Origin of the sequence: Kordia periserrulae, assembly GCF_003054265.1 — a bacterium.
GTDB lineage: Bacteria > Bacteroidota > Bacteroidia > Flavobacteriales > Flavobacteriaceae > Kordia > Kordia periserrulae.
Genome location: NZ_QBKT01000002.1, coordinates 364,954 through 384,447, shown reverse-complemented (window position 1 = coordinate 384,447; position 19,494 = coordinate 364,954). Strand labels below are relative to the sequence as shown.

The window sequence follows — 19,494 nt, the reverse complement described above, 5'->3', positions numbered from 1 at the left end:
ACTAAAATGTAAATTATAAAATAATTAAAAAATCAACCTTCATACTTCGGATACAACACTTCTGATATTAATTCAAACGTTAATTCCTTGGTTTTTCCGTTGATTTCGTAGCGTAGTAACATTTCGCCCCAATAATCGCCGTCAGTGAAGCTGCAGATTACCCATTTGTGATTGATGACTTTGACACGGTCTACGGACATGAATTTTCCGCTAGTACCATCAAACGGAACTAATGGATTGTTGGCAGAAGCCGAATTTTGATCATAAATAGCATCCGTAATAATTTGTGGAAGGTTTTGCACATCCACTTCCGTTCCTTCAAAATAATTAATCGCTTCGCCATTATTTTCAAACGAAAAATAGTGCAAATTCGCATTCACGTCAAGTAAAGTATTGACAGAATCTTTATACGTAGTAACTTCGGTTTTTAGTGTATCAATTTTCCCGCGTAATTCTTCAATTTTAGTGGATTGTAGCTCATATTGTTTGTTGGAACTCACATAGAGATACAATACTAGTAAAATCAAAAAAATGATGCTATATAGTAAAATTCGCTTTTTCATGTAAATGCTATTTTAAATTGTAATGGTTAGGGTATCGTACGCCAAAAATACATTTTCTGGCAATTCTTTGGAAACTTCTGCATGAAAACCTAACAAATGACTGATATGCGTTAAATACGCACGTTCTGGCTGAACTTCGGCAATAAAATCCAAGGCTTCTTGCAACGAAAAATGTGAAATATGTGGTTCAATTCGTAATGCATTGACAACCAAAACTTTTAGTCCTTTTAGTTTGTCTTTTTCGGCTTGTTCTATTGTTTTCACATCCGTGAGATAGGCAAAATCGTCCAAACGATAACCAAACACCTGCAATTTGTGATGCCACACATTAATTGGCGTTACCTTCACTCCTTTCAATTCGAATGAATGGTTGTTTTTCACTTCATGCTGAATCACACCAGGCGCGCCAGGATATTTATTTTCAGTTTCAAAAATATAATCAAATCGTCGTTCTAATTCTCCAAAAACACGTTTGTGCGCATAGGTATCAATATCGCCTTGACGGAAATAATACGGACGAATATCATCCAATCCCGCAGTATGATCGGCATGTTCGTGTGTAAATAAAATTCCGTCAATATAGTTGCAATTGGCACGCAACATTTGCTGTCGGAAATCAGGGCCACAATCAATAACGTACGTAGCATCTTCCCAAGAAATCAACACGGAAACTCGCAATCGTTTATCGCGCGGATCATCACTCAGACATACAGGATGCGTACTTCCGATGATAGGAATTCCCTGCGAAGTTCCTGTGCCTAAAAAAGTTACTTGCATCATAAAGGCTGATAGTTTGTTAAGAATTAGACCGTTTTGAACAGGCAACGGCGTATTTTATCGATGATTCTTCAAATTTAACTGTTTATTTAACAAAAAACTTAAATATATGGTTCAAAAAGAATAATGAATGTTTATTTTTGTAATAAACAAATTTAATTCACGCATGGCTATTGTCTACAAAGGTGACAAGGTAATTGAAAATGTACCTTCCATAAAAGCGAAAGCATTACGAATCAACTTAAATAATCAGATTTACGGAACATTTGCAGAAATTGGAGCTGGACAGGAAACTGTTCGCCATTTTTTTAGGTCTGGTGGTGCTTCTGGTACGATTGCAAAAGCCATGAGTGCGTATGATAAGGATTTTAGTGACGCTATTTATGGTGTAGAACACGACCGACGTTATGTTACGGAAGCACGTTTAAAAAAGATGTTGACACACGAAATGGCGTTGATTGAAGCGCGTATTTCTCGTGAAAAACATCCAGATAAAATGTTTTTTAGCTTCGCAAATACGGTGGCTACGATTGATTTTGCTAAAAAATACAAAGGTCACGGTTGGATTGGAATTAAATATCAAATTGATCCATCACAAGGATATAACGAAATCCTTCTTCACATTCGTTTCCAAGAAAATGATGCAAAATTACAGCAGGAAACGCTTGGTACTATGGGCGTAAACTTGATTTATGGTGCGTTTTACAAATATGACAATCCAAAAGAATTACTGAAAAGTTTATACGACCATATTGACAAGGATAAAATTGAAATTGACACGATTAACTTCTCTGGACCGCAATTTGACAAAGTTGACAACCGATTGATGAGTTTGCAACTCTTGAAAAATGGCATGACAGAAGCCGTGATTTTCGGTCCTGACGGAAATAATATTCTTCCAGCGCGTTTGTTGTACAAAAAGAACGTATTAGCGCTTCGTGGAAGTTTTCGTCCTGTAACCATGGTAAACATGGATATGTTTGAAAAATCGTATGAAATTTTTATTCGTGAAAATAAAGTAGAAGAAGAAAATACGGTTGTCTTGTTTGAAATTACACTTTCCAATTTACGTGCAGAAGGTGAAATTGATGAACAAGATTTTATGGACAGAGCGCAATTACTCGGTTCGCTTGGACAAACCGTCATGATTTCTAACTTTAAAGAATACTATCGATTGGTAGAATATTTCTCTAACTACACGAAAGAGCGTATGGCATTGACGATGGGCGTAAACAATTTGGTCGATATTTTTGATGAAAAATACTATCGTCACGTCAGTGGAGGAATTCTAGAAGCATTTGGTAAGCTGTTCTATAAAGACTTGAAAGTGTACTTATACCCAATGAAACGCAAAGAAACAGGCGAATTAATCAACAGCAACAACCTAAAAGTACATCCACGAATGAAAGAATTGTACAAATTCTTTAAGTACAATGGAAAAGTGGTTGATATTTTCGATTTTGAAAATGATATTCTACATATTTTCTCGCGACAAGTGTTAAAAATGATTGCTGACAATGAAGAAGGTTGGGAAGAAATGTTACCAGACGGTGTTGCAAAAATCATCAAAGAGAAAAACCTGTTTGGCTATATGCAACAAAACAAAAAAGAATTGATTGAAAATAAATAATATAGAAAGCTCCAATTGTTGGAGCTTTTTTTATGTTCAAGTTTATTCATGAATTTTTCACTATTATATATTTTAAAAATACTATGACTTTAGTTGACTTTACTAAAACAAGCGATATTTCAAATTGGTCTATTGTGAATGATGCTGTCATGGGTGGCGTTTCTGAGGGAAATTTTAGCCTTAATGAAAACGGTCACGGTGTCTTTAAAGGAACTGTTCGCTTGGAAAATAACGGCGGCTTCTCCTCTATTCGTTATGCGATAGGAAAAACTATTATTTCTGGGAAAACAACTGTTATCATTCGCTTAAAAGGTGATGGAAAAACCTATCAATTTCGCGTAAAAGAAAATAGTGACGACCGTCATTCGTATGTTTCAAAATTTAAAACTTCGGGCAATTGGGAAACGATTGAAATTCCGCTAAACACGTTATATCCACGCTTTCGCGGAAAAATCTTAGATATAGAGAACTTTTCCGCTAATCAAATTGAAGAACTCGGTTTTTTGATTGGCAATAAAAAGAAAGAAACTTTTCGATTGGAGTTGGATTGTATTGAACTAAAATAAAAAACAGACTTTATTTTTCTATAAAATCTGTTTCTATTTCTGAACGTCACTTCGAGTGAAATTTCGCAGAAATTTAGTATCGAGAAGTACTAAGAAACAAAAAGTCACCAAGCAGTTCTCGATACAACGAATCAGAGATTCGCCACTCGAACAGACGATTTAGTAATCAAGAAATTTTCAAATTGACGAATCAACCAACCAACTCCAAAATCTGCGCTGCGTGATCTTTGGTTTTTACTTTGTCAATTACGTGATCAACCACACCTTCTTCATTGATTAAAAAGGTTTTACGGTGAATTCCGTCATAGATTTTTCCCATGAATTTCTTTTCGCCCCAAACACCAAACGCTTCAATCACTTCTCTGTTTTCGTCAGCTAATAGCGGAAATTGAAAATCGTATTTATTTCTAAAATTGGTTTGTCTTTTTTCAGAATCGGCACTTACGCCTAACAATTCGTATCCTTTTTCGTGTAAAATTTCGTAGTTATCTCGCAAATTACAAGCTTCTGCCGTACAACCTGGCGTACTTGCTTTTGGATAAAAGAACACGACTAATTTTTTCCCAGCATAATCCGACAAGGAAACCGGATTTCCATCTTGATCATTTACTGTAAAATTAGGTACTTTGTCTCCACTTTTTAACGTATTCATAGCGTATCGTTTAATATTATTTTATTTTTGTTCAAAAATACTGAAAAATGACTAAACAAGAAAAAGTTCAGTTTGTTATTGATACTTTAGAAACATACTATCCTGAAATTCCCGTTCCACTTGACCATACAGATCCGTACACGCTGTTAATCGCAGTGTTGCTATCTGCACAAAGTACGGATGTTCGCGTGAATCAAATCACACCATTACTTTTTGAGCGTGCTGATAATCCCTATGACATGGTCAAACTTTCGGTAGAAGAAATCAGAGAAATCATCAAACCTGTGGGCCTGTCGCCAATGAAATCGAAAGGAATTTACGGTTTGTCACAAATTCTGATTGATAAACACGATGGAAAAGTACCGAAAACCTTAGAAGAATTGGAAGAATTACCTGCGGTCGGACATAAAACGGCGAGTGTTGTTATCAGTCAAGCCTTTGGAATTCCAGCATTTCCTGTAGATACACACATTCACAGACTCATGTATCGTTGGAATTTATCCAATGGGAAAAATGTCGTTCAAACGGAAAGAGATGCCAAACGGTTGTTTCCCAAAGAAAAATGGAACGATTTGCATTTACAAATTATTTGGTACGGACGTGAATACTCACCAGCGCGCGGTTGGGATTTGGACAAAGATATCATCACCAAAACTATTGGAAGAAAATCGGTGATTAATGAGTATTTGAAATTGAAAGCGAAGAAAGGGAAATAGGTTTTTTTGGTTGTTTGTTGTTTGTTGTTTGTTGTTTGTTGTTTGTTGTTTGAAACGTAAACTTTTAAACTCATAAACCACTAAACAATAGCGAAAAAATAAATTGACAAATGAGCAAAGCGAAGAAAAACCTGGAATCATTGAATTTTGAATCCTTGAATGGAGCAAAGCGACCAAAGCAAAATAAAAAAGACTCGCAGCTAACGAGTCTTTTTTCCAAAGTTTAGTTGAGAAGTGTTTCAAACTTCATCCTTTTGTAATTAATAACACTTAAAGCTTTCGAATAGTTCAACAGAAAGCTAATTGTTTCCTTTTTCGGTAGCATTTTTTTGGTTTCTGGTGAACTTTTAGTGTAATTTTTTGCCATACGTTGCCGTTTAAATTTAAAAGAACAACGCAGCATTTTTTAATTTATTGTGTTAGTTTGTCAAAACTATGTTATGTTTTTCAATTACCTTACGCAAATTAATCAGCGCGTAACGCATTCTACCCAGAGCAGTATTGATGCTAACGCCTGTTTTCTCTGAGATTTCCTTAAAGCTCAAATCTTGATACATTCGCATCATTAACACTTCTTTTTGGTCAGCAGGAAGCTCGTCTACCAAGCGTCGTACGTCGCTTTCAACCTGTGTTTTAATGATTTTACTTTCCGCGTTTAAATTCGTATCGCTCAACACCGAAAAAATATTAAAATCGCCACTATTATCATACTTTGGCATTCTATTATTCTTTCTAAAATGATCAATCACTAAATTGTGTGAAATACGCATTACCCAAGGAAGAAACTTTCCTTCCTCATTGTAATTTCCTTTTTTTAAAGTTCGAATCACTTTAATGAAGGTATCTTGAAAAATGTCTTCTGTAATATCTCTATCTAGCACTTTAGAATATATAAAACTATATATTCGCTGTTTATGACGCTCAATCAACACGCCCAAAGCGCACTCGTCGCCACTGATGTAATTAGATACCAATACTGAATCTTGCAGGTTCTGTTCCATAGCAATACTTTTTTACTTTAGAATTATCGAGGCTGATAATTATTACGAATTTTTTAAAAAAGTATTTTTATGCTATACGCAGATTATTTTGTAGAATTTGATTAATGATGTCCAAATATAACAACATTCGTTAAAAAAAAGCAAATAAAATCAAATAATTTAACATTTTTCGTGTGTTTATGATACTGAAAGTGTGTTTGTAAGACATTATTTTTTTCGTAAACACAAACACTTTTATTGAAGATGCATTACAGTAAAATGATTTCATTACGAGATGTAAAAGCCGTATCTTTGCACTTATTTTTTCCCAATGACACAAGACATCGCTACAGTAAATCCGAAAGAAAATATTATTATCAAAGGTGCAAAATTGCACAACCTTAAAAATATTGACGTAGTCATTCCACGAAATAAATTGGTGGTGATTACAGGACTTTCAGGTTCTGGAAAATCCAGTTTAGCCTTTGATACCTTATATGCGGAAGGACAGCGACGTTATGTAGAAAGTCTATCGTCGTATGCGCGACAGTTTTTGGGACGATTGCACAAGCCTAAAGTCGATTATATTAAAGGGATTGCACCTGCCATTGCGATTGAACAAAAAGTAAACTCTACCAATCCGCGCTCGTCTGTGGGAACGACTACAGAAATCTACGATTATTTAAAATTACTATTTGCACGCATAGGAAAAACCTACTCTCCTATTTCGGGCGAAGAAGTCAAAAAACATACCGTAACCGATGTCATCAATTATATAAAAACGTTTGAAGAACGCAGTAAGTTACTATTATTAGCGCCTGTCACAGTTCCAGAGGATCGCAGTGCATTTCACACCATAAAAGTATTGGCGCAGCAAGGCTACGCGCGTATCAAGAAAAATGATGAAATTATTCGTATTGATGAAATTAACGAAGACTTTTCAGACGATTTTGCTTTGGTGATTGACCGAATCGTGGTTTCACACGACGAAGATTTTTACAATCGTTTGGGTGATGCGGTACAAACTGCCTTTTTTGAAGGAAAAGGCGAATGCTATATTGAAACCTTGAGCGATAACACAATCGTTCATTTTAGCAATAAATTTGAACTGGATGGCATGAAATTTCTCGAACCGAATATTCACCTATTCAGTTTTAACAATCCGTACGGCGCTTGTCCAAAATGTGAAGGCTACGGCGATGTGATTGGAATTGATGAAGATTTGGTCATACCTAATACGGGACTTTCTGTGTATGAAAACGCTATTTTTCCTTGGCGTGGCGAAAGCATGAGTTGGTACAGAGATCAATTGGTCAACAATGCCTATAAATTCGATTTTCCGATTCACAAGCCTTGGTTTGAATTGACAGACGCTCAAAAGCAACTTGTTTGGGATGGAAACGAATATTTTGAAGGATTGCATCAATTTTTTGCCTTTTTGGAAGAGAAAAGCTATAAAATTCAAAATCGTGTGATGCTTTCTCGTTATCGTGGAAAAACCAAATGTACGGTTTGCGGTGGAAAACGCTTGCGCGTAGAAGCGAATTATGTGAAAATTGGTGGAAAAACCATTACAGATTTGGTCGTATTACCGTTGAAGGAATTGGTCGTGTTTTTTGACGAATTAAAATTAAACGAAAACGATGCACAAATTGCCAAACGTTTATTGAAAGAAATCAAAAATCGTTTGCAGTTTCTAACCAATGTCGGATTGGACTATTTGACGCTCAATCGTAAATCGAATTCACTTTCTGGAGGAGAATCGCAGCGTATCAACTTGGCGACTTCGTTGGGAAGTAGTTTGGTGGGTTCTATGTATATTTTGGACGAACCTAGTATTGGACTGCATCCGAAAGATAGTGAACGTTTGATAAAAGTATTGCTTTCCTTGCGCGATTTAGGAAATACCGTTATTGTGGTTGAACATGACGAAGACATCATGCACGCCGCAGACGAAATTATAGATATTGGTCCAGAAGCAGGAACAAACGGTGGAAATGTGGTCGCTTTTGGTGATTACAAGAGCATACTCAAAGCAGATTCGTTGACTGCAAAATACCTCAACAAATCTATGAAAATTGAAGTTCCTAAAAAACGTAGAACTTCCAATCATTTCATAAAGGTAGTTGGCGCACGCGAGAACAATCTTAAAAATATTGACGTGACTTTTCCACTAAACATGTTAACGGTTGTTACAGGTGTTTCTGGAAGTGGAAAAAGCTCGTTGGTCAAAAAGATTTTATATCCTTCCATGCTAAAAGAAACTGGCGGTTATGGCGAAAAACCTGGTCAATTCAGTAAATTGGAAGGGAAATATAGCACTGTAAAACATATTGAATTTGTTGATCAAAATCCGATTGGACGTTCTTCACGCTCCAATCCTGTGACGTATATCAAAGCCTATGATGATATCAGAGCCTTGTTTGCAAGTCAGAAATTATCCAAAATTAGAAATTACAAAACCAAGCATTTTTCCTTTAACGTAGACGGCGGACGTTGCGAAACTTGCAAAGGTGAAGGACAAGTAACAATTGAAATGCAGTTTATGGCAGATGTGCATTTGGAATGTGAAACTTGTGGTGGAAAACGCTTCAAAAAAGAAGTGCTTGAAGTCACGTTTGAAGATAAAAATATCGACGACATTCTCACGATGACGATTGACGATGCGATGGAATTTTTCACCAAACATGAACAAACGAAAATCTACCGTAAGTTAAAACCGTTACAAGATGTTGGTTTGGGTTATGTAACGCTGGGACAAAGCTCTTCAACGCTTTCTGGCGGTGAAGCACAACGTATCAAGCTGGCGTCGTTTTTAGTGAAAGGAAATACCAAAGAAAAAGCATTGTTTATTTTTGATGAACCGACTACTGGATTGCATTTTCACGATATCAAGAAACTCCTCGCTTCTTTTGACGCGTTGATTGATAAAGGACATTCCATCGTTGTGGTAGAACACAATATTGAACTCATTAAATGTGCCGATTTCATCATTGATTTAGGTCCAGAAGGCGGAAAAAACGGCGGAACTTTAATTGCAGAAGGAACACCCGAAGAAATCGTACAAAATAAAAATTCGTTTACAGGAGCGTATTTAAAGGAGAAACTGTAAGCCTTTTTCCTTTCATCAATACACAAAAAACGTCACTACAGAAAGTATTACAAACGACAACGGCACTACAAATAGCAAATAAATAAAGATGAGGAAAAACGACTTAAAAAACGTTTTGAAATAGCCTTGCTCGTAAAAATGCTTCAAGCTAATGTACAAATAAATGAGCATGGAAAGTATCAGCGTAATGTCTATCCAATCGGGAATATCGATGATTAAATTTGTCAAGATGATAATACTCGATGCTAAAAATATAAAAGCAAAATAGTAAAAGCTAAACACCATGTGATGCGCGAATCGTCCGCGTTTTCGATAGAATAATTTTAATAGCATCGCAAAAATCGGAATCAAGAAAAACATGGAAATTGGAATGGTGTCCATAAATACTTTCGAAATTCCGTCACCGTGCTTTTCTCTGAGTTTGATAAGTTGTTTTCCGATAAACTTTCCAAACCAACCATCAGATTCTTTGTAGCCTATTGCTTTTAATTTTTGATCCATACTTGCACCTGCTACATATAGCGAATCAAGTTTGGAAGTATTAAAATTGAATCCTAAAAATTCACCTTTTATCCCTGAATTTTTTGATGATTTCATGGACTTTTTTAGTGTAGAATCCTTAGTGATACTATCGTTTGGCTTTTTGTTTCCTTCTAAAAATGTGGTCACTTTTTTAATAACAATACTATCGGTTTCATCCGCTTCTAACAAATTGTTTTGTAGTTCTTTTTTTAGAGAATCTCGTATTCTTGCTGTTTCTGCAATCAAAACACTTTCTTTTCCAAAAGCACTTCGCAAGCCTGATTCAAATTGTTGTCGCGCTGATTGGGTTGAGATTGAAAAAATAAAGAAAAAAACAATGGACGTAAACAAATAAAATTGCGCAGGATGCAAATACATCAAGCGTTTTCCTGAAACAAACTTTTTCGCCAAAAAACCTGGTCGTGTCAATAAGGGAATAAAACTCCTAAAAAAACGTGCATCTACCGAAAAATAGTTCATCACAGTATTGTGAAACAACACGCGCATGTTCAATTTATCATCTACTTTTTGCCCGCAATTTGGACAATACTTATGATAAATCGTCAATTGATATTTACAATTTAAACAGTGTTTCTTTTTGGTGGACATAGTTTTGTTGGCTGCTTTGATAGTACAAATATGCTAAAATCTATTTACAATTTTCTAGTACATCATCAATAGATGCATAATAGCCTAAAAGTAAATTTTGTTACACAATGCAAATTAAGATACCAAAATACTCAAAATAAAGCACAATCTAACATGGTTTAAGTTACTGAAAATTAAAACATTACATTTTTGGCATGAAATTGGTTTTATCTATAGCAAATAGCGCACGCCGAAAAGCTAAAGAGTAGGCATAACCCTAAAAGTACAGATTATGAAAAACTTTTATCTTTTATTCGTAGGATTGTTACTTAGTGTAACAACTACACAAGCAAATGTAATGAGCGACCAAGTACACGGAAGCGAAAACGGGTTAACCAATCGCTATCCTTACGCACAACCAATTCAATTTGTAGAGAGAGGTGTAGAATTTTTCGTTTTCCTAAATGGAGAATTCGATTTTAACACGCATCCTGTCAACTACAGAAGAACGCGAAGAAGTACTGTAAACACTACTTTTGGCGCGCCAAGAGTACGAACTCATGCAACTCGCTACAATACCAGAACTATTGGTGTTCGTGTAGAACATGATATCAATGGAAGAGTTCGAAGAATTGGAAATTTATTTATCAATTATGACCGTTTTGGTAGAGTAAAAAGAATTGGCTCCATTTATATGAACTACCACAACAGACACGGAAAGTTACTGCAAATTGGAGGTTTACAATTGCAATACAACCGTTGGGGAAGATTGGTAAGACAGTCTGGAGTTGTAAAACCAATCGTAAATTGTGGTGTATGTGGTATGGCAAGTTGTGGAATTGATCACGGAAATGTTCATATAGATGATGATTTTGAGCACGGACACAATATTCCAGCGGATGATGAAGATTTGTATTACTACAGAAATAACAATGGTAAGTCTAAAATAAAGAAAGGAGTTAAATAAACGTATCTATATATTAAATCCCGCAAAATGCGGGATTTTTTAATGCCTAAAAATTCTCCAAAACAAAACCTCGTGAATTGTGTTACGATTCACGAGGTTGCTTTGTTATAGTATAAAGAAAACGCTCCAATTATTTCTTTGCTGTTTGCCATTTTCTTGACATAAAGAGCCAACTAAACTACAAAATTTATCATATCAAACGATTATAACTAATTTTCTTTATGTCGGTCCAAAAGCGTCACAGCACTACTATATTTAGATGTCTAAAATAATTATTTGCAACTACTTTACAGTATGGAAAAACCATACTTTACATCGGTTAATAAACTCGTCATCAAGGTGTTTTTGGAAAACTTCTGTTTTTGGCACGCTGTTTGGTTAGTATTAATAGAATATTAAAAACGCATGTTATGAAAAAAATACTCATTGCTTTAACAGGGCTGTTTTTCTTTACGGTGACAACCGCAGAAGCAAAACGGATGGATACCACCACAACCAACGCATTCTTTATAAACGGAGCGGTAACGTTCGTTGAAAATGGAATCACGTTTTCTGTGTATCACGACGGAGAGTTTGATTTTTTCATCAATCGATTACATCCAAACATTAACGCCAATGTGAATATGGGCGGATTGCAAATCACCTTCAACTCAGGATTTGATTACAATCCATTCATTCAGTATGACGATTACGGTGCTATCATTCAAATAGAAAATACGCCTATTTTTTATGATTACTACGGACGCGTCTTCCGAATTGGAAATGTAAACCTCAATTACAACGGATTTGGAAACTTAGTGCAAGTTGGTGGATTGTTCTTATACTACGATTCGTATGCACGTTTCACCCACACGAGAGGTTTTATCAATCCTTTTAACAGATATTACACATATCCAGTATTTTATAACGATTTATTCTTTAGACCAACAGTAAATTTCTGTCTAGTAAGCGTAAATCCATATAGAAGATTTTATACACCTATTCGTTACACATTCTGTTCGCCATATAGAAACAATTTCAGATTCAGATATGCAAGAGCGCGTATTGGACACATCTATCATAGTGCAGCGCGTATCAATACGAATAGAAGAGATATTTATAGAAACGACCGCAGAGTTACCCGTAGAAATGATGCTGCTATTTACAACACACGTAGAACGGTAACACGTACCAACAGTAATACTCGTAATACACGTCAGGCTACAACTCGTGGAACAAGAGCAGAAAACACACGTTCGGCAACAACAAGAAATGGAAATACACGTGGAACTGTTCGTGGAAACACTAGAAACACACGAGATAATGTACAATTAGGTGGCGTTCGTAGCAACAATAACAACAATACACGTATTGAGCGTGGAAATACGAGAAGTCAAAATAACACGAGAGCTACACGTGGAAATACAAGGTCTCAAAACTCTAACAGTGTACGATCAAATTCTACACGAAACAATACGAGAGCGACACGTGGAAATTCAAGCTCTACAAGAGATATGAGAAGCACGCGTAGTACACGAAACAACAATTCGGTTCGTACTAATCGTAGCTCAAGTAGAAGCTCTGTTACAAAGCCAAGTAGAAGCAATTCTTCCAGAGCTACAAGATCAAATCGTTCTTCAAACCGAAGTTCAGCAACACAGCGTTCCAATCGCTCACAGCGAAAAGCAACTTCTAGCAGACAACGAGGTTCGAGAGGACGAAATTAATAGATAGTTGTTCAAATTGTAAAACCTTACTTGATGGAAACATTGAGTAAGGTTTTTTTTATGGAGTTATATAGAATGTAAAAGCGTTGCTAATTTTTTGGTCAACGCTTTACGCGAATACTGTTGCAATCCGATTGGTGATGTATGTAATTTTTGCTGCTGAAATGCTTCGTAATACGCTAAGATTTGCGTTTTGAGTTTCGCTTTTTCAGTATATAAAAAATACGTCCCTGTATTGGTCTCCTGAATAATCTTTGCAATATCAGCATCTTTAGGACCAATTCCGATAATCGGTCGTTCCGCCACCATATATTCAAACAACTTTCCTGCAATAATTCCTTTGGTTTTTTCGGAATCAATTTCTATCACCAATAACAATTGCGAAGCACGTTGCAATTGCAAGGCTCTTTTGTGCGAAACATAACCGAAATAAATAGTGTGCGAATTCAAACCAACTTCACCAATGGCGCGTTGTATGCGTTCGCTGATAACACCTGCAAATTGCAATTGAAAATCGTTTGCGAAACTTTCGTTTTCTGCTACCAATTCTGCCAATACTTGCCATAAAACGACTGGATTTCTATCCGAAAGTAACGAACCTATATGCGATAGCGTAAACTTTTCGTCCATTGGAGTTGGTTCGTATTGTTCAACATCATAACCATTGGTAATGACGTTTATAGGTTTATCGGTTAGCGTTGAAAATTCTTCTTTAGTAGTAAAACTTGTCGTTACAATTTGATCAGCAGTTTGCAACACTTCCGATTCCAGTTGAATATGTTTTTCTTGCGATTTTTTAGTCAAACGTAACTTTTCATGATAGCCAATTCGCGTCCACGGATCGCGAAAATCTGCTAGCCACGTAATTGTCAATTGTTTTCGCAATTTAAGACCAATCAAATGTAAACTATGTGGTGGTCCTGTGGTGATAATGGTTTCTATATTGTTTTCTACCAAATACTTCTTTAAAAATTTCACAGAAGGTTTCACCCAATATTTACGTGCATCAGGAATAAAAAAGTTTCCTCGAATATAAAGCAATACCTTTTCTACCAGCGATTGTTTTTCTTTGGCAATAATACCGCGACTGATTTTTTGAGTTTTCTTTTTAGAAAAAAGTTGCGCAAATTCGTATGGCTCAAAAATAGGCTGCTTGATGATGGTGATGTCGTTAGGAATATCTTCTGAAAACGTTTCATCAACAATAGGATAACTTGGATTTTTAGGTATAAAAACGATAGGTTCTATATCAAAATCACGCAAATACTTTACGAATTTCAACCAACGCTGTACACCTGGTCCACCAGCTGGCGGCCAGTAATATGTAACAATTACTACCTTTTTAGCCATAATTTTGAGGAGAATTATGCTGTTGTTATTCCGTTGTCACTTTCTTTTTCTTCTTATGCCAAAATTCATAGTAAATTCCACCTACAATCAATAAAAATAAAATAATGGAACTTGTGAGTGATATGGTAATTCCTTTTTGAACAATAGTTGGTTCAAATTTGAACTCTATCGTATGTTTTCCAGCAGGAACTTCCATACCTCTTAAAATATAATTTACGCGATAATGTGGCTCTAATTTTCCGTCAATATACGCATTCCAGCCATGTGGGTAATGGATTTCAGAAAATACCGCAAAACCGTGCTCTTCGTTTTCTGATTTGTATGTTAAATGCTCTGGTTTGTAGTCTACTAATTCAATGTTTGCGAGTGAATCTTTTCCGTACGTTTCCTTGATAATGCCTTCTTCCGCTCTCGATTTTCGGAAAACCACTTCGTTTTTCGTGTTCAATCCGTACAACGAAAGCATTTCATCATCAGCCGTATCAACAAAATTGACTTTTTCAACAAACCATGCATTTCCATTCGGATATGGGTTTTTCAGCGCAATGGCTCCTGCTCCAGCCTGATCTTGCTCACCTTCCAAATCTTTGATGATGTAGCGAACGTTCAACATGTTCAAGATATTGATGTTTCGCTCGTTGACTTCAAATTTTCTATCGTAATCTAAATAAAAGTCATACACTTCTTGAAACTGTCGTGGTTTCGCCGCATGATAACCGCCAAGCGTATTGTGGAAAAATGCTGTACGCGAATTGGCAAGTCGCAATCTCGGTTCAAACACACGATAATGTCCTTTATCTTTTAAAATTTGCTTGTCTACCTCTAAGGTTTTGTATGGAAAATCGAATTGTGCTTTACTTACAAATTCTTCTGTATTTACATAATTTCGAGCAATCGGTACCAAATCGAACAATAACAACGCTGCAATGGCAATAGTTACGATATTCTTGTTTATTATTTTGCGCAAGTAGGCTATCAAAACACCAGCTGTGAGTACAATTAACAACAAAGCACGCAACGCATCTTTGGTTAGCATTGCCATACGGTCTTCCTTGATAATTTCCATGAATTGCTGCCCATTCAATCCTTGCTGAGTGAATTTATAAGCATAATAATCATCGTTTAATCCATTAAAAGTAAATAGCGAAGATTTAAAGGCAATCAATGCTAAAACAATGACTACAAAACCTACCGTACAGTATAAAATTATCTTTTCTGTCGCCTCTTTCTTTTTGTCTACTGTTTCTTTTTTGAAAAGATACGCTAACGCTAAAACACCCAAGATTGGAATGCACAATTCGAGCACAACTTGTATGGACGAAACGGCTCTAAATTTGCTGTATAGCGGAAAATAATCAAGCATTAAATCAGTAAGAAAACTTAGATTTTTTCCCCACGAAAGTAGTATTGACAGCACAATTCCTCCAAAAAGCCACCATTTGGCACGACTTCGCACTAAAAATAATCCTAGCAACGCCAAGAAAATAATGACCGCTCCTACATACGCTGGCGCTGCAATAATTGGTTGGTCGCCCCAATAGCCAGGAAGATATCTTACAAATTCTCTTGCAGAACCTGCAGGAACGCCTAGTTGTACTAAATATTCGTATGCTTCGGAATTGGTTCCGAAATCTTCCGTGTTTCCGCCACCCATAAATCGCGGCATCAACAAATTGAAGGTTTCCATTTTTCCGTAGCTATATTCGGTAATATATTCTTTAGAAAGTCCTTTGCGTTCTTTTTTGCTGCCGTCTGGTTTAATGGTCAATTCACTTTCCCCACGAATACTCCAATCGGCGTATTGTTTGGTGGTTAATAAGTTGGTTCCGTTAACGCCGATACTTAAAAATACAGCAACAATGAGCAATCCGACTGCTGTAAAAAAGTGCGGCATTTCTTTTTTCTTGTAGGAATCGATAAAGTACACCAATCCTATCACCATCACCAACAGCATCAAATAATAGGTCATCTGCGGATGCGATGTCATAATTTCTAACGACATGGCGACCGCTGTGAGTAAAAATCCCCAAATATATTTCCGCTGAAAAGTGAGCAAAATTCCTGATAAGACTAACGGAAAATAAGCAATAGCGTGTGCTTTGGCGTTGTGACCAACGCCCAAAATAATGATAAAGTAGGTAGAAAATCCAAAGGCAATAGCGCCGAGAATGGACAGTTTCCAATCGACTTTCATCACCAGCAATAGTATGTAAATACTAAAGAAGTATAAAAACAAATAATCTGCTGGGCGTGGTAAAAACCGGATAGCTCTGTCTAAACTTTTGATGTACGAATGCGGATAACGCGCTCCCAACAGATACGTTGGCATTCCACCATACGCGTTGTCTGTCCAGTACAACTCCTCACCTGTTTGTTCACGATAATCGTTTTGCTTTTTTGCCATTCCAGCATACTGGATGATATCTTGCTGTTGCATTTTTTTACCTTGTACGACAGGGTAAAAGTATGCCAACGACATTCCTATAAACAACAGTAAGGCAATTGCATGCGGGACAAATTTTTTAATATCTAAATTCACTTGGTGTAATTTTTAGCGTGTACAGATAAAAGGCAATATACTAAACCTTTTTAGAACGGTTTTTAGGTGTGCTTTGGGCAAACATTAATCAACTTCTTCAAAGTCAATATATTCTCCCACATTTTTTGATGATTTTCTATCGGGCATTTTATCAATCGTAGTTTCTCCTTCTTTGGTACGTTGTTGCTTTTGATATTCGGCTTGTTGTTTGAATTGCTCCGAAAAACGCTTCTCGGCTTTTTTGGCGACATAGCGAATCATAAAAGGCGCAAACATTCTACCCAATAAACGCAATGCGTACATTACTAAAATTATGATTGCTAATGTTCTCAGTAATCCCATATTGTATTATGAACTATATTTTTTCAAAAATACAATTTATGTGGATTTAATATCGCTTTTACTAGATAAAAAACTATAATTTTATGTAGTTTTGGCTTAACATGTTAAAATTTTAAGAAAAACATGCACTCCTTTATTTTGTAAAGGCGCATTCATGTTTTTTAGTTCACGAAACAACCTAACAGCTATATGAAAACAACATCTTTTTTAACAATTCTTAGTTTTTTACTTTGCACATCCGCAGCGTTTGCGCAATATACTGATGTCATCAATTCCAATCGTCCTGGAGCTTCTGTTGGCGCGTATGCTGTTGGTAAAAATGTATTGCAGTTTGAAACAGGCATGTTTGTAGATTTTCAAGAACATAAAAAACTCAATACGGAAGTAGATGCATTTGGAATCGATTTTGCATTGCGATATGGCTTGTTTAAAGAACAATTAGAGATTCGTTGGGAAGGTGCGTATCAGTTTGATACGTTTACAAGTAATACCACCATTCCACCGTTGGAGTTTAACAGAAATGGCTTTTTATCGCATACGATTGGCGCGCATTACATGCTGTACGATCCGTATTTAAAATCTGAGTCGGAAAAGCCAAATTTATACAGTTGGAAAGCAAACAATTCATTTCGTTGGAAAGATTTAATTCCTGCCATTGGTATTTACGCAGGTGCGAATTTTGTTTTTACGGACAATCCATACTTTCCTCGCACAGAACCTTCTGTAAGTCCAAAAGTAACCTTGTCTACCCAAAGTCACTTTGCAGGTCGCTGGGTTTTTGTGTCGAATATTACGTATGATCGCATTACTTCAGATTCAAAAGAATTGAGCTATATTTTAACCTTAACACACGCGTTTGACAATCCGAAATGGTCAGCTTTTGTAGAGCATCAAGGAATTGACAGTGATATATATGCAGATGCCCTTTTTAGAGCTGGTGGCGCGTATTTGGTTGGAGACGATTTTCAGTTGGATGCTTATGTTGGCGCTGGTGTAAAAAACACACCAACACGCGTTTTTGCTGGTTTGGGACTTTCCTATCGCATCGATGCATGGCATGAAGATGAAATCATTCCGATTGACGAGCAAGATCCAAACGGAGAAGATCCAAAAAAGAAAAAAGAAAAAGAATTGGAGAAGTTTGAAGATGATGGAAACATCAACAACTAAATAGACTTTGTAGCAACCAAATTTTCAGTGAATGATTGAAGTTAGAGAAGTAGCCAACAAAAAGGAATTAAAAGCTTTTATAAAATTTCCGTTTCGCCTTTATAAAGATTCAAAATATTGGGTTCCGCCGATTATTAAAGACGAATTAGAAACCTTTAACAAAGATAAAAATCCTGCATTTTTAGATGCAGATGCACAGTTTTTCTTAGCGTATAGAAATGGTGAAATTGTAGGTCGTGTTGCCGCCATTGTCAATTGGATTGAAGTAAAAGAACAAAAACTTTCCAAAATGCGCTTTGGTTGGTTTGATATGATTGACGATTTGGAAGTTTCTGGCGCATTGTTGGACAAAGTCGCTGAAATTGGTCGCTCGCACGGATTGGAATATATGGAAGGGCCTGTTGGTTTTTCAAATTTGGATAAAGTAGGTGTGCTGACAGAAGGGTTTGATCATATTGGTACAATGATTACGTGGTACAATCATCCGTATTATGAAAAACATCTGATTCATCACGGTTTGGTAAAGGAGAAAGAATATTTAGAAAATAAGTTTCCCTTTTCTAATGTAAAGCCCGAATCGTTTGAACGTGTCCAAAACTTGATTAAAAAACGGTATCAATTGCGTCCGCTCAATTTTACAAAAACGAAAGACATTCTACCCTACGTAGACCAAATGTTCGATTTGTTTAATGAATCGTACGCATCATTGGCGTCTTTTGTTCCGATTAACGACATTCAAAAAGAGTATTTTAAAAATCGGTATATCGGATTTATCAATCCTGAATTTATAAAGTTTATTATTGATAAAGATGATAAATTAGTCGCGTTTGCTATTGTCATGCCTTCGTTTGCCAAAGCTTTACAAAAAGCCAAAGGAAAGCTATTTCCGTTCGGAATTTTTCACATGTTGAAAGCGCGTAGAAACCCGAAAAACATTACTTTTTACTTAATTGGCGTACATCCTGAATATCAAAACAAAGGATTGACGGCTATTATTTTTATGGAATATTTCCTCACGTTTACCGAAAAGAATGTACAAGAATGCATTCGAACTCCCGAATTGATTGAAAATACAGCGATTCATCAAATTTGGAAGCACTTTAATCCTGTAACGCACAAACGTCGAAAAACATATAAAAAAGATTTATAGACCGCTTCGCTTTTAGAAACTAGACCGTGCTTGCGCACTTTTAGACTTTTTTTATCTCGCTTTGCTTGATTTTTTTTTGGTGTTTTGGGTGTTAGGTTTTGTTTTTTGTTTTCTGTTGTCTGTTTTTTGTAGTTTCAAATGTGAATCTTGACTCTAGATTCATA

At 36.1% G+C, this 19,494-nt stretch carries 16 protein-coding genes; 8 read left to right on the top strand and 8 right to left on the bottom strand.

Going from position 1 to position 19,494, the window contains the following annotated elements; all coding sequences use genetic code 11:
• Positions 1-32: 32 nt before the first annotated feature.
• Entirely contained in the window at positions 33-563 is a 531-nt protein-coding gene (locus C8N46_RS05780; protein WP_108113925.1) for a hypothetical protein, read from the bottom strand.
• Between the two features lie 12 nt (positions 564-575).
• Positions 576-1,340 (bottom strand): MBL fold metallo-hydrolase, encoded by a 765-nt coding sequence (locus C8N46_RS05775; protein ID WP_108114132.1) that lies wholly within the window; start codon positions 1,338-1,340, stop codon positions 576-578.
• Positions 1,341-1,506: 166 nt separating this feature from the next.
• On the opposite strand from C8N46_RS05775, the gene C8N46_RS05770 reads away from it, so the two are divergent.
• Together C8N46_RS05770 and C8N46_RS05765 are read left to right on the top strand one after the other, a co-directional pair.
• A complete protein-coding gene (locus tag C8N46_RS05770; RefSeq protein ID WP_108113924.1) occupies positions 1,507-2,970 on the top strand; it encodes a nicotinate-nucleotide adenylyltransferase in 1,464 nt (487 codons plus the stop codon).
• A gap of 83 nt (positions 2,971-3,053) precedes the next feature.
• Complete coding sequence (locus C8N46_RS05765; protein WP_108113923.1) at positions 3,054-3,536, top strand: CIA30 family protein; 483 nt, start codon at positions 3,054-3,056, stop codon at positions 3,534-3,536.
• A gap of 190 nt (positions 3,537-3,726) precedes the next feature.
• Here C8N46_RS05765 and bcp read toward each other — a convergent pair whose 3' ends face one another.
• The gene (gene bcp / locus C8N46_RS05760) at positions 3,727-4,188 is read right to left on the bottom strand and encodes a thioredoxin-dependent thiol peroxidase (protein WP_108113922.1); all 462 of its coding nucleotides are present in this window, start codon (positions 4,186-4,188) and stop codon (positions 3,727-3,729) included.
• Between the two features lie 47 nt (positions 4,189-4,235).
• Between bcp and C8N46_RS05755 the strand changes: the two genes are divergently transcribed.
• Positions 4,236-4,904 (top strand): endonuclease III domain-containing protein, encoded by a 669-nt coding sequence (locus tag C8N46_RS05755; protein ID WP_108113921.1) that lies wholly within the window; start codon positions 4,236-4,238, stop codon positions 4,902-4,904.
• 419 nt (positions 4,905-5,323) lie between these two features.
• Here the strand turns inward: C8N46_RS05755 and C8N46_RS05750 are convergent, their stop codons facing one another.
• Positions 5,324-5,905 (bottom strand): RNA polymerase sigma factor, encoded by a 582-nt coding sequence (locus C8N46_RS05750; RefSeq protein WP_108113920.1) that lies wholly within the window; start codon positions 5,903-5,905, stop codon positions 5,324-5,326.
• A gap of 310 nt (positions 5,906-6,215) precedes the next feature.
• On the opposite strand from C8N46_RS05750, the gene uvrA reads away from it, so the two are divergent.
• Entirely contained in the window at positions 6,216-8,996 is a 2,781-nt protein-coding gene (uvrA, locus tag C8N46_RS05745; RefSeq protein ID WP_108113919.1) for an excinuclease ABC subunit UvrA, read from the top strand.
• Between the two features lie 15 nt (positions 8,997-9,011).
• Here uvrA and C8N46_RS05740 read toward each other — a convergent pair whose 3' ends face one another.
• Positions 9,012-10,127 carry a DUF3667 domain-containing protein gene (locus tag C8N46_RS05740; protein WP_108113918.1) on the bottom strand — a complete coding sequence of 372 codons (1,116 nt, stop codon included), beginning with the start codon at positions 10,125-10,127 and terminating at the stop codon, positions 9,012-9,014.
• 271 nt (positions 10,128-10,398) lie between these two features.
• Between C8N46_RS05740 and C8N46_RS05735 the strand changes: the two genes are divergently transcribed.
• Positions 10,399-11,073: a hypothetical protein gene (locus tag C8N46_RS05735; protein WP_146169745.1), complete on the top strand. Its 675-nt coding sequence runs from the start codon at positions 10,399-10,401 to the stop codon at positions 11,071-11,073.
• Between the two features lie 410 nt (positions 11,074-11,483).
• Entirely contained in the window at positions 11,484-12,779 is a 1,296-nt protein-coding gene (locus C8N46_RS05730) for a hypothetical protein (protein ID WP_108113916.1), read from the top strand.
• A 66-nt stretch (positions 12,780-12,845) separates the two neighbouring features.
• Here the strand turns inward: C8N46_RS05730 and C8N46_RS05725 are convergent, their stop codons facing one another.
• The 3 genes from C8N46_RS05725 to C8N46_RS05715 all read right to left on the bottom strand — a co-directional run bounded on the left by C8N46_RS05725 (position 12,846) and on the right by C8N46_RS05715 (position 17,010).
• Positions 12,846-14,129, bottom strand: coding sequence for a glycosyltransferase family protein (locus C8N46_RS05725; protein ID WP_108113915.1), 1,284 nt, complete (start codon positions 14,127-14,129; stop codon positions 12,846-12,848).
• 25 nt (positions 14,130-14,154) lie between these two features.
• Positions 14,155-16,668 (bottom strand): YfhO family protein, encoded by a 2,514-nt coding sequence (locus C8N46_RS05720; RefSeq protein WP_108113914.1) that lies wholly within the window; start codon positions 16,666-16,668, stop codon positions 14,155-14,157.
• A gap of 84 nt (positions 16,669-16,752) precedes the next feature.
• Positions 16,753-17,010: a DUF4834 family protein gene (locus tag C8N46_RS05715; RefSeq protein WP_108113913.1), complete on the bottom strand. Its 258-nt coding sequence runs from the start codon at positions 17,008-17,010 to the stop codon at positions 16,753-16,755.
• A 189-nt stretch (positions 17,011-17,199) separates the two neighbouring features.
• Here C8N46_RS05715 and C8N46_RS05710 point away from each other — a divergent pair, with 189 nt between their 5' ends.
• A complete protein-coding gene (locus C8N46_RS05710) occupies positions 17,200-18,180 on the top strand; it encodes a transporter (protein WP_108113912.1) in 981 nt (326 codons plus the stop codon).
• Positions 18,181-18,211: 31 nt separating this feature from the next.
• A complete protein-coding gene (locus C8N46_RS05705; protein WP_108113911.1) occupies positions 18,212-19,330 on the top strand; it encodes a GTP cyclohydrolase in 1,119 nt (372 codons plus the stop codon).
• Positions 19,331-19,494 lie beyond the last annotated feature (164 nt).

Bases quoted from the DNA above. Each gene is read 5' to 3' on its own strand.
- C8N46_RS05735 (WP_146169745.1), top strand. From the start codon at position 10,399: ATGAAAAACTTTTATCTTTTATTCGTAGGATTGTTACTTAGTGTAACA.
- C8N46_RS05765 (WP_108113923.1), top strand. From the start codon at position 3,054: ATGACTTTAGTTGACTTTACTAAAACAAGCGATATTTCAAATTGGTCT.
- C8N46_RS05770 (WP_108113924.1), top strand. From the start codon at position 1,507: ATGGCTATTGTCTACAAAGGTGACAAGGTAATTGAAAATGTACCTTCC.
- C8N46_RS05710 (WP_108113912.1), top strand. From the start codon at position 17,200: ATGAAAACAACATCTTTTTTAACAATTCTTAGTTTTTTACTTTGCACA.
- C8N46_RS05715 (WP_108113913.1), bottom strand. From the start codon at position 17,010: ATGGGATTACTGAGAACATTAGCAATCATAATTTTAGTAATGTACGCA.
- C8N46_RS05755 (WP_108113921.1), top strand. From the start codon at position 4,236: ATGACTAAACAAGAAAAAGTTCAGTTTGTTATTGATACTTTAGAAACA.
- C8N46_RS05725 (WP_108113915.1), bottom strand. From the start codon at position 14,129: ATGGCTAAAAAGGTAGTAATTGTTACATATTACTGGCCGCCAGCTGGT.
- C8N46_RS05780 (WP_108113925.1), bottom strand. From the start codon at position 563: ATGAAAAAGCGAATTTTACTATATAGCATCATTTTTTTGATTTTACTA.
- uvrA (WP_108113919.1), top strand. From the start codon at position 6,216: ATGACACAAGACATCGCTACAGTAAATCCGAAAGAAAATATTATTATC.
- C8N46_RS05775 (WP_108114132.1), bottom strand. From the start codon at position 1,340: ATGCAAGTAACTTTTTTAGGCACAGGAACTTCGCAGGGAATTCCTATC.
- C8N46_RS05730 (WP_108113916.1), top strand. From the start codon at position 11,484: ATGAAAAAAATACTCATTGCTTTAACAGGGCTGTTTTTCTTTACGGTG.
- bcp (WP_108113922.1), bottom strand. From the start codon at position 4,188: ATGAATACGTTAAAAAGTGGAGACAAAGTACCTAATTTTACAGTAAAT.
- C8N46_RS05750 (WP_108113920.1), bottom strand. From the start codon at position 5,905: ATGGAACAGAACCTGCAAGATTCAGTATTGGTATCTAATTACATCAGT.
- C8N46_RS05740 (WP_108113918.1), bottom strand. From the start codon at position 10,127: ATGTCCACCAAAAAGAAACACTGTTTAAATTGTAAATATCAATTGACG.
- C8N46_RS05705 (WP_108113911.1), top strand. From the start codon at position 18,212: ATGATTGAAGTTAGAGAAGTAGCCAACAAAAAGGAATTAAAAGCTTTT.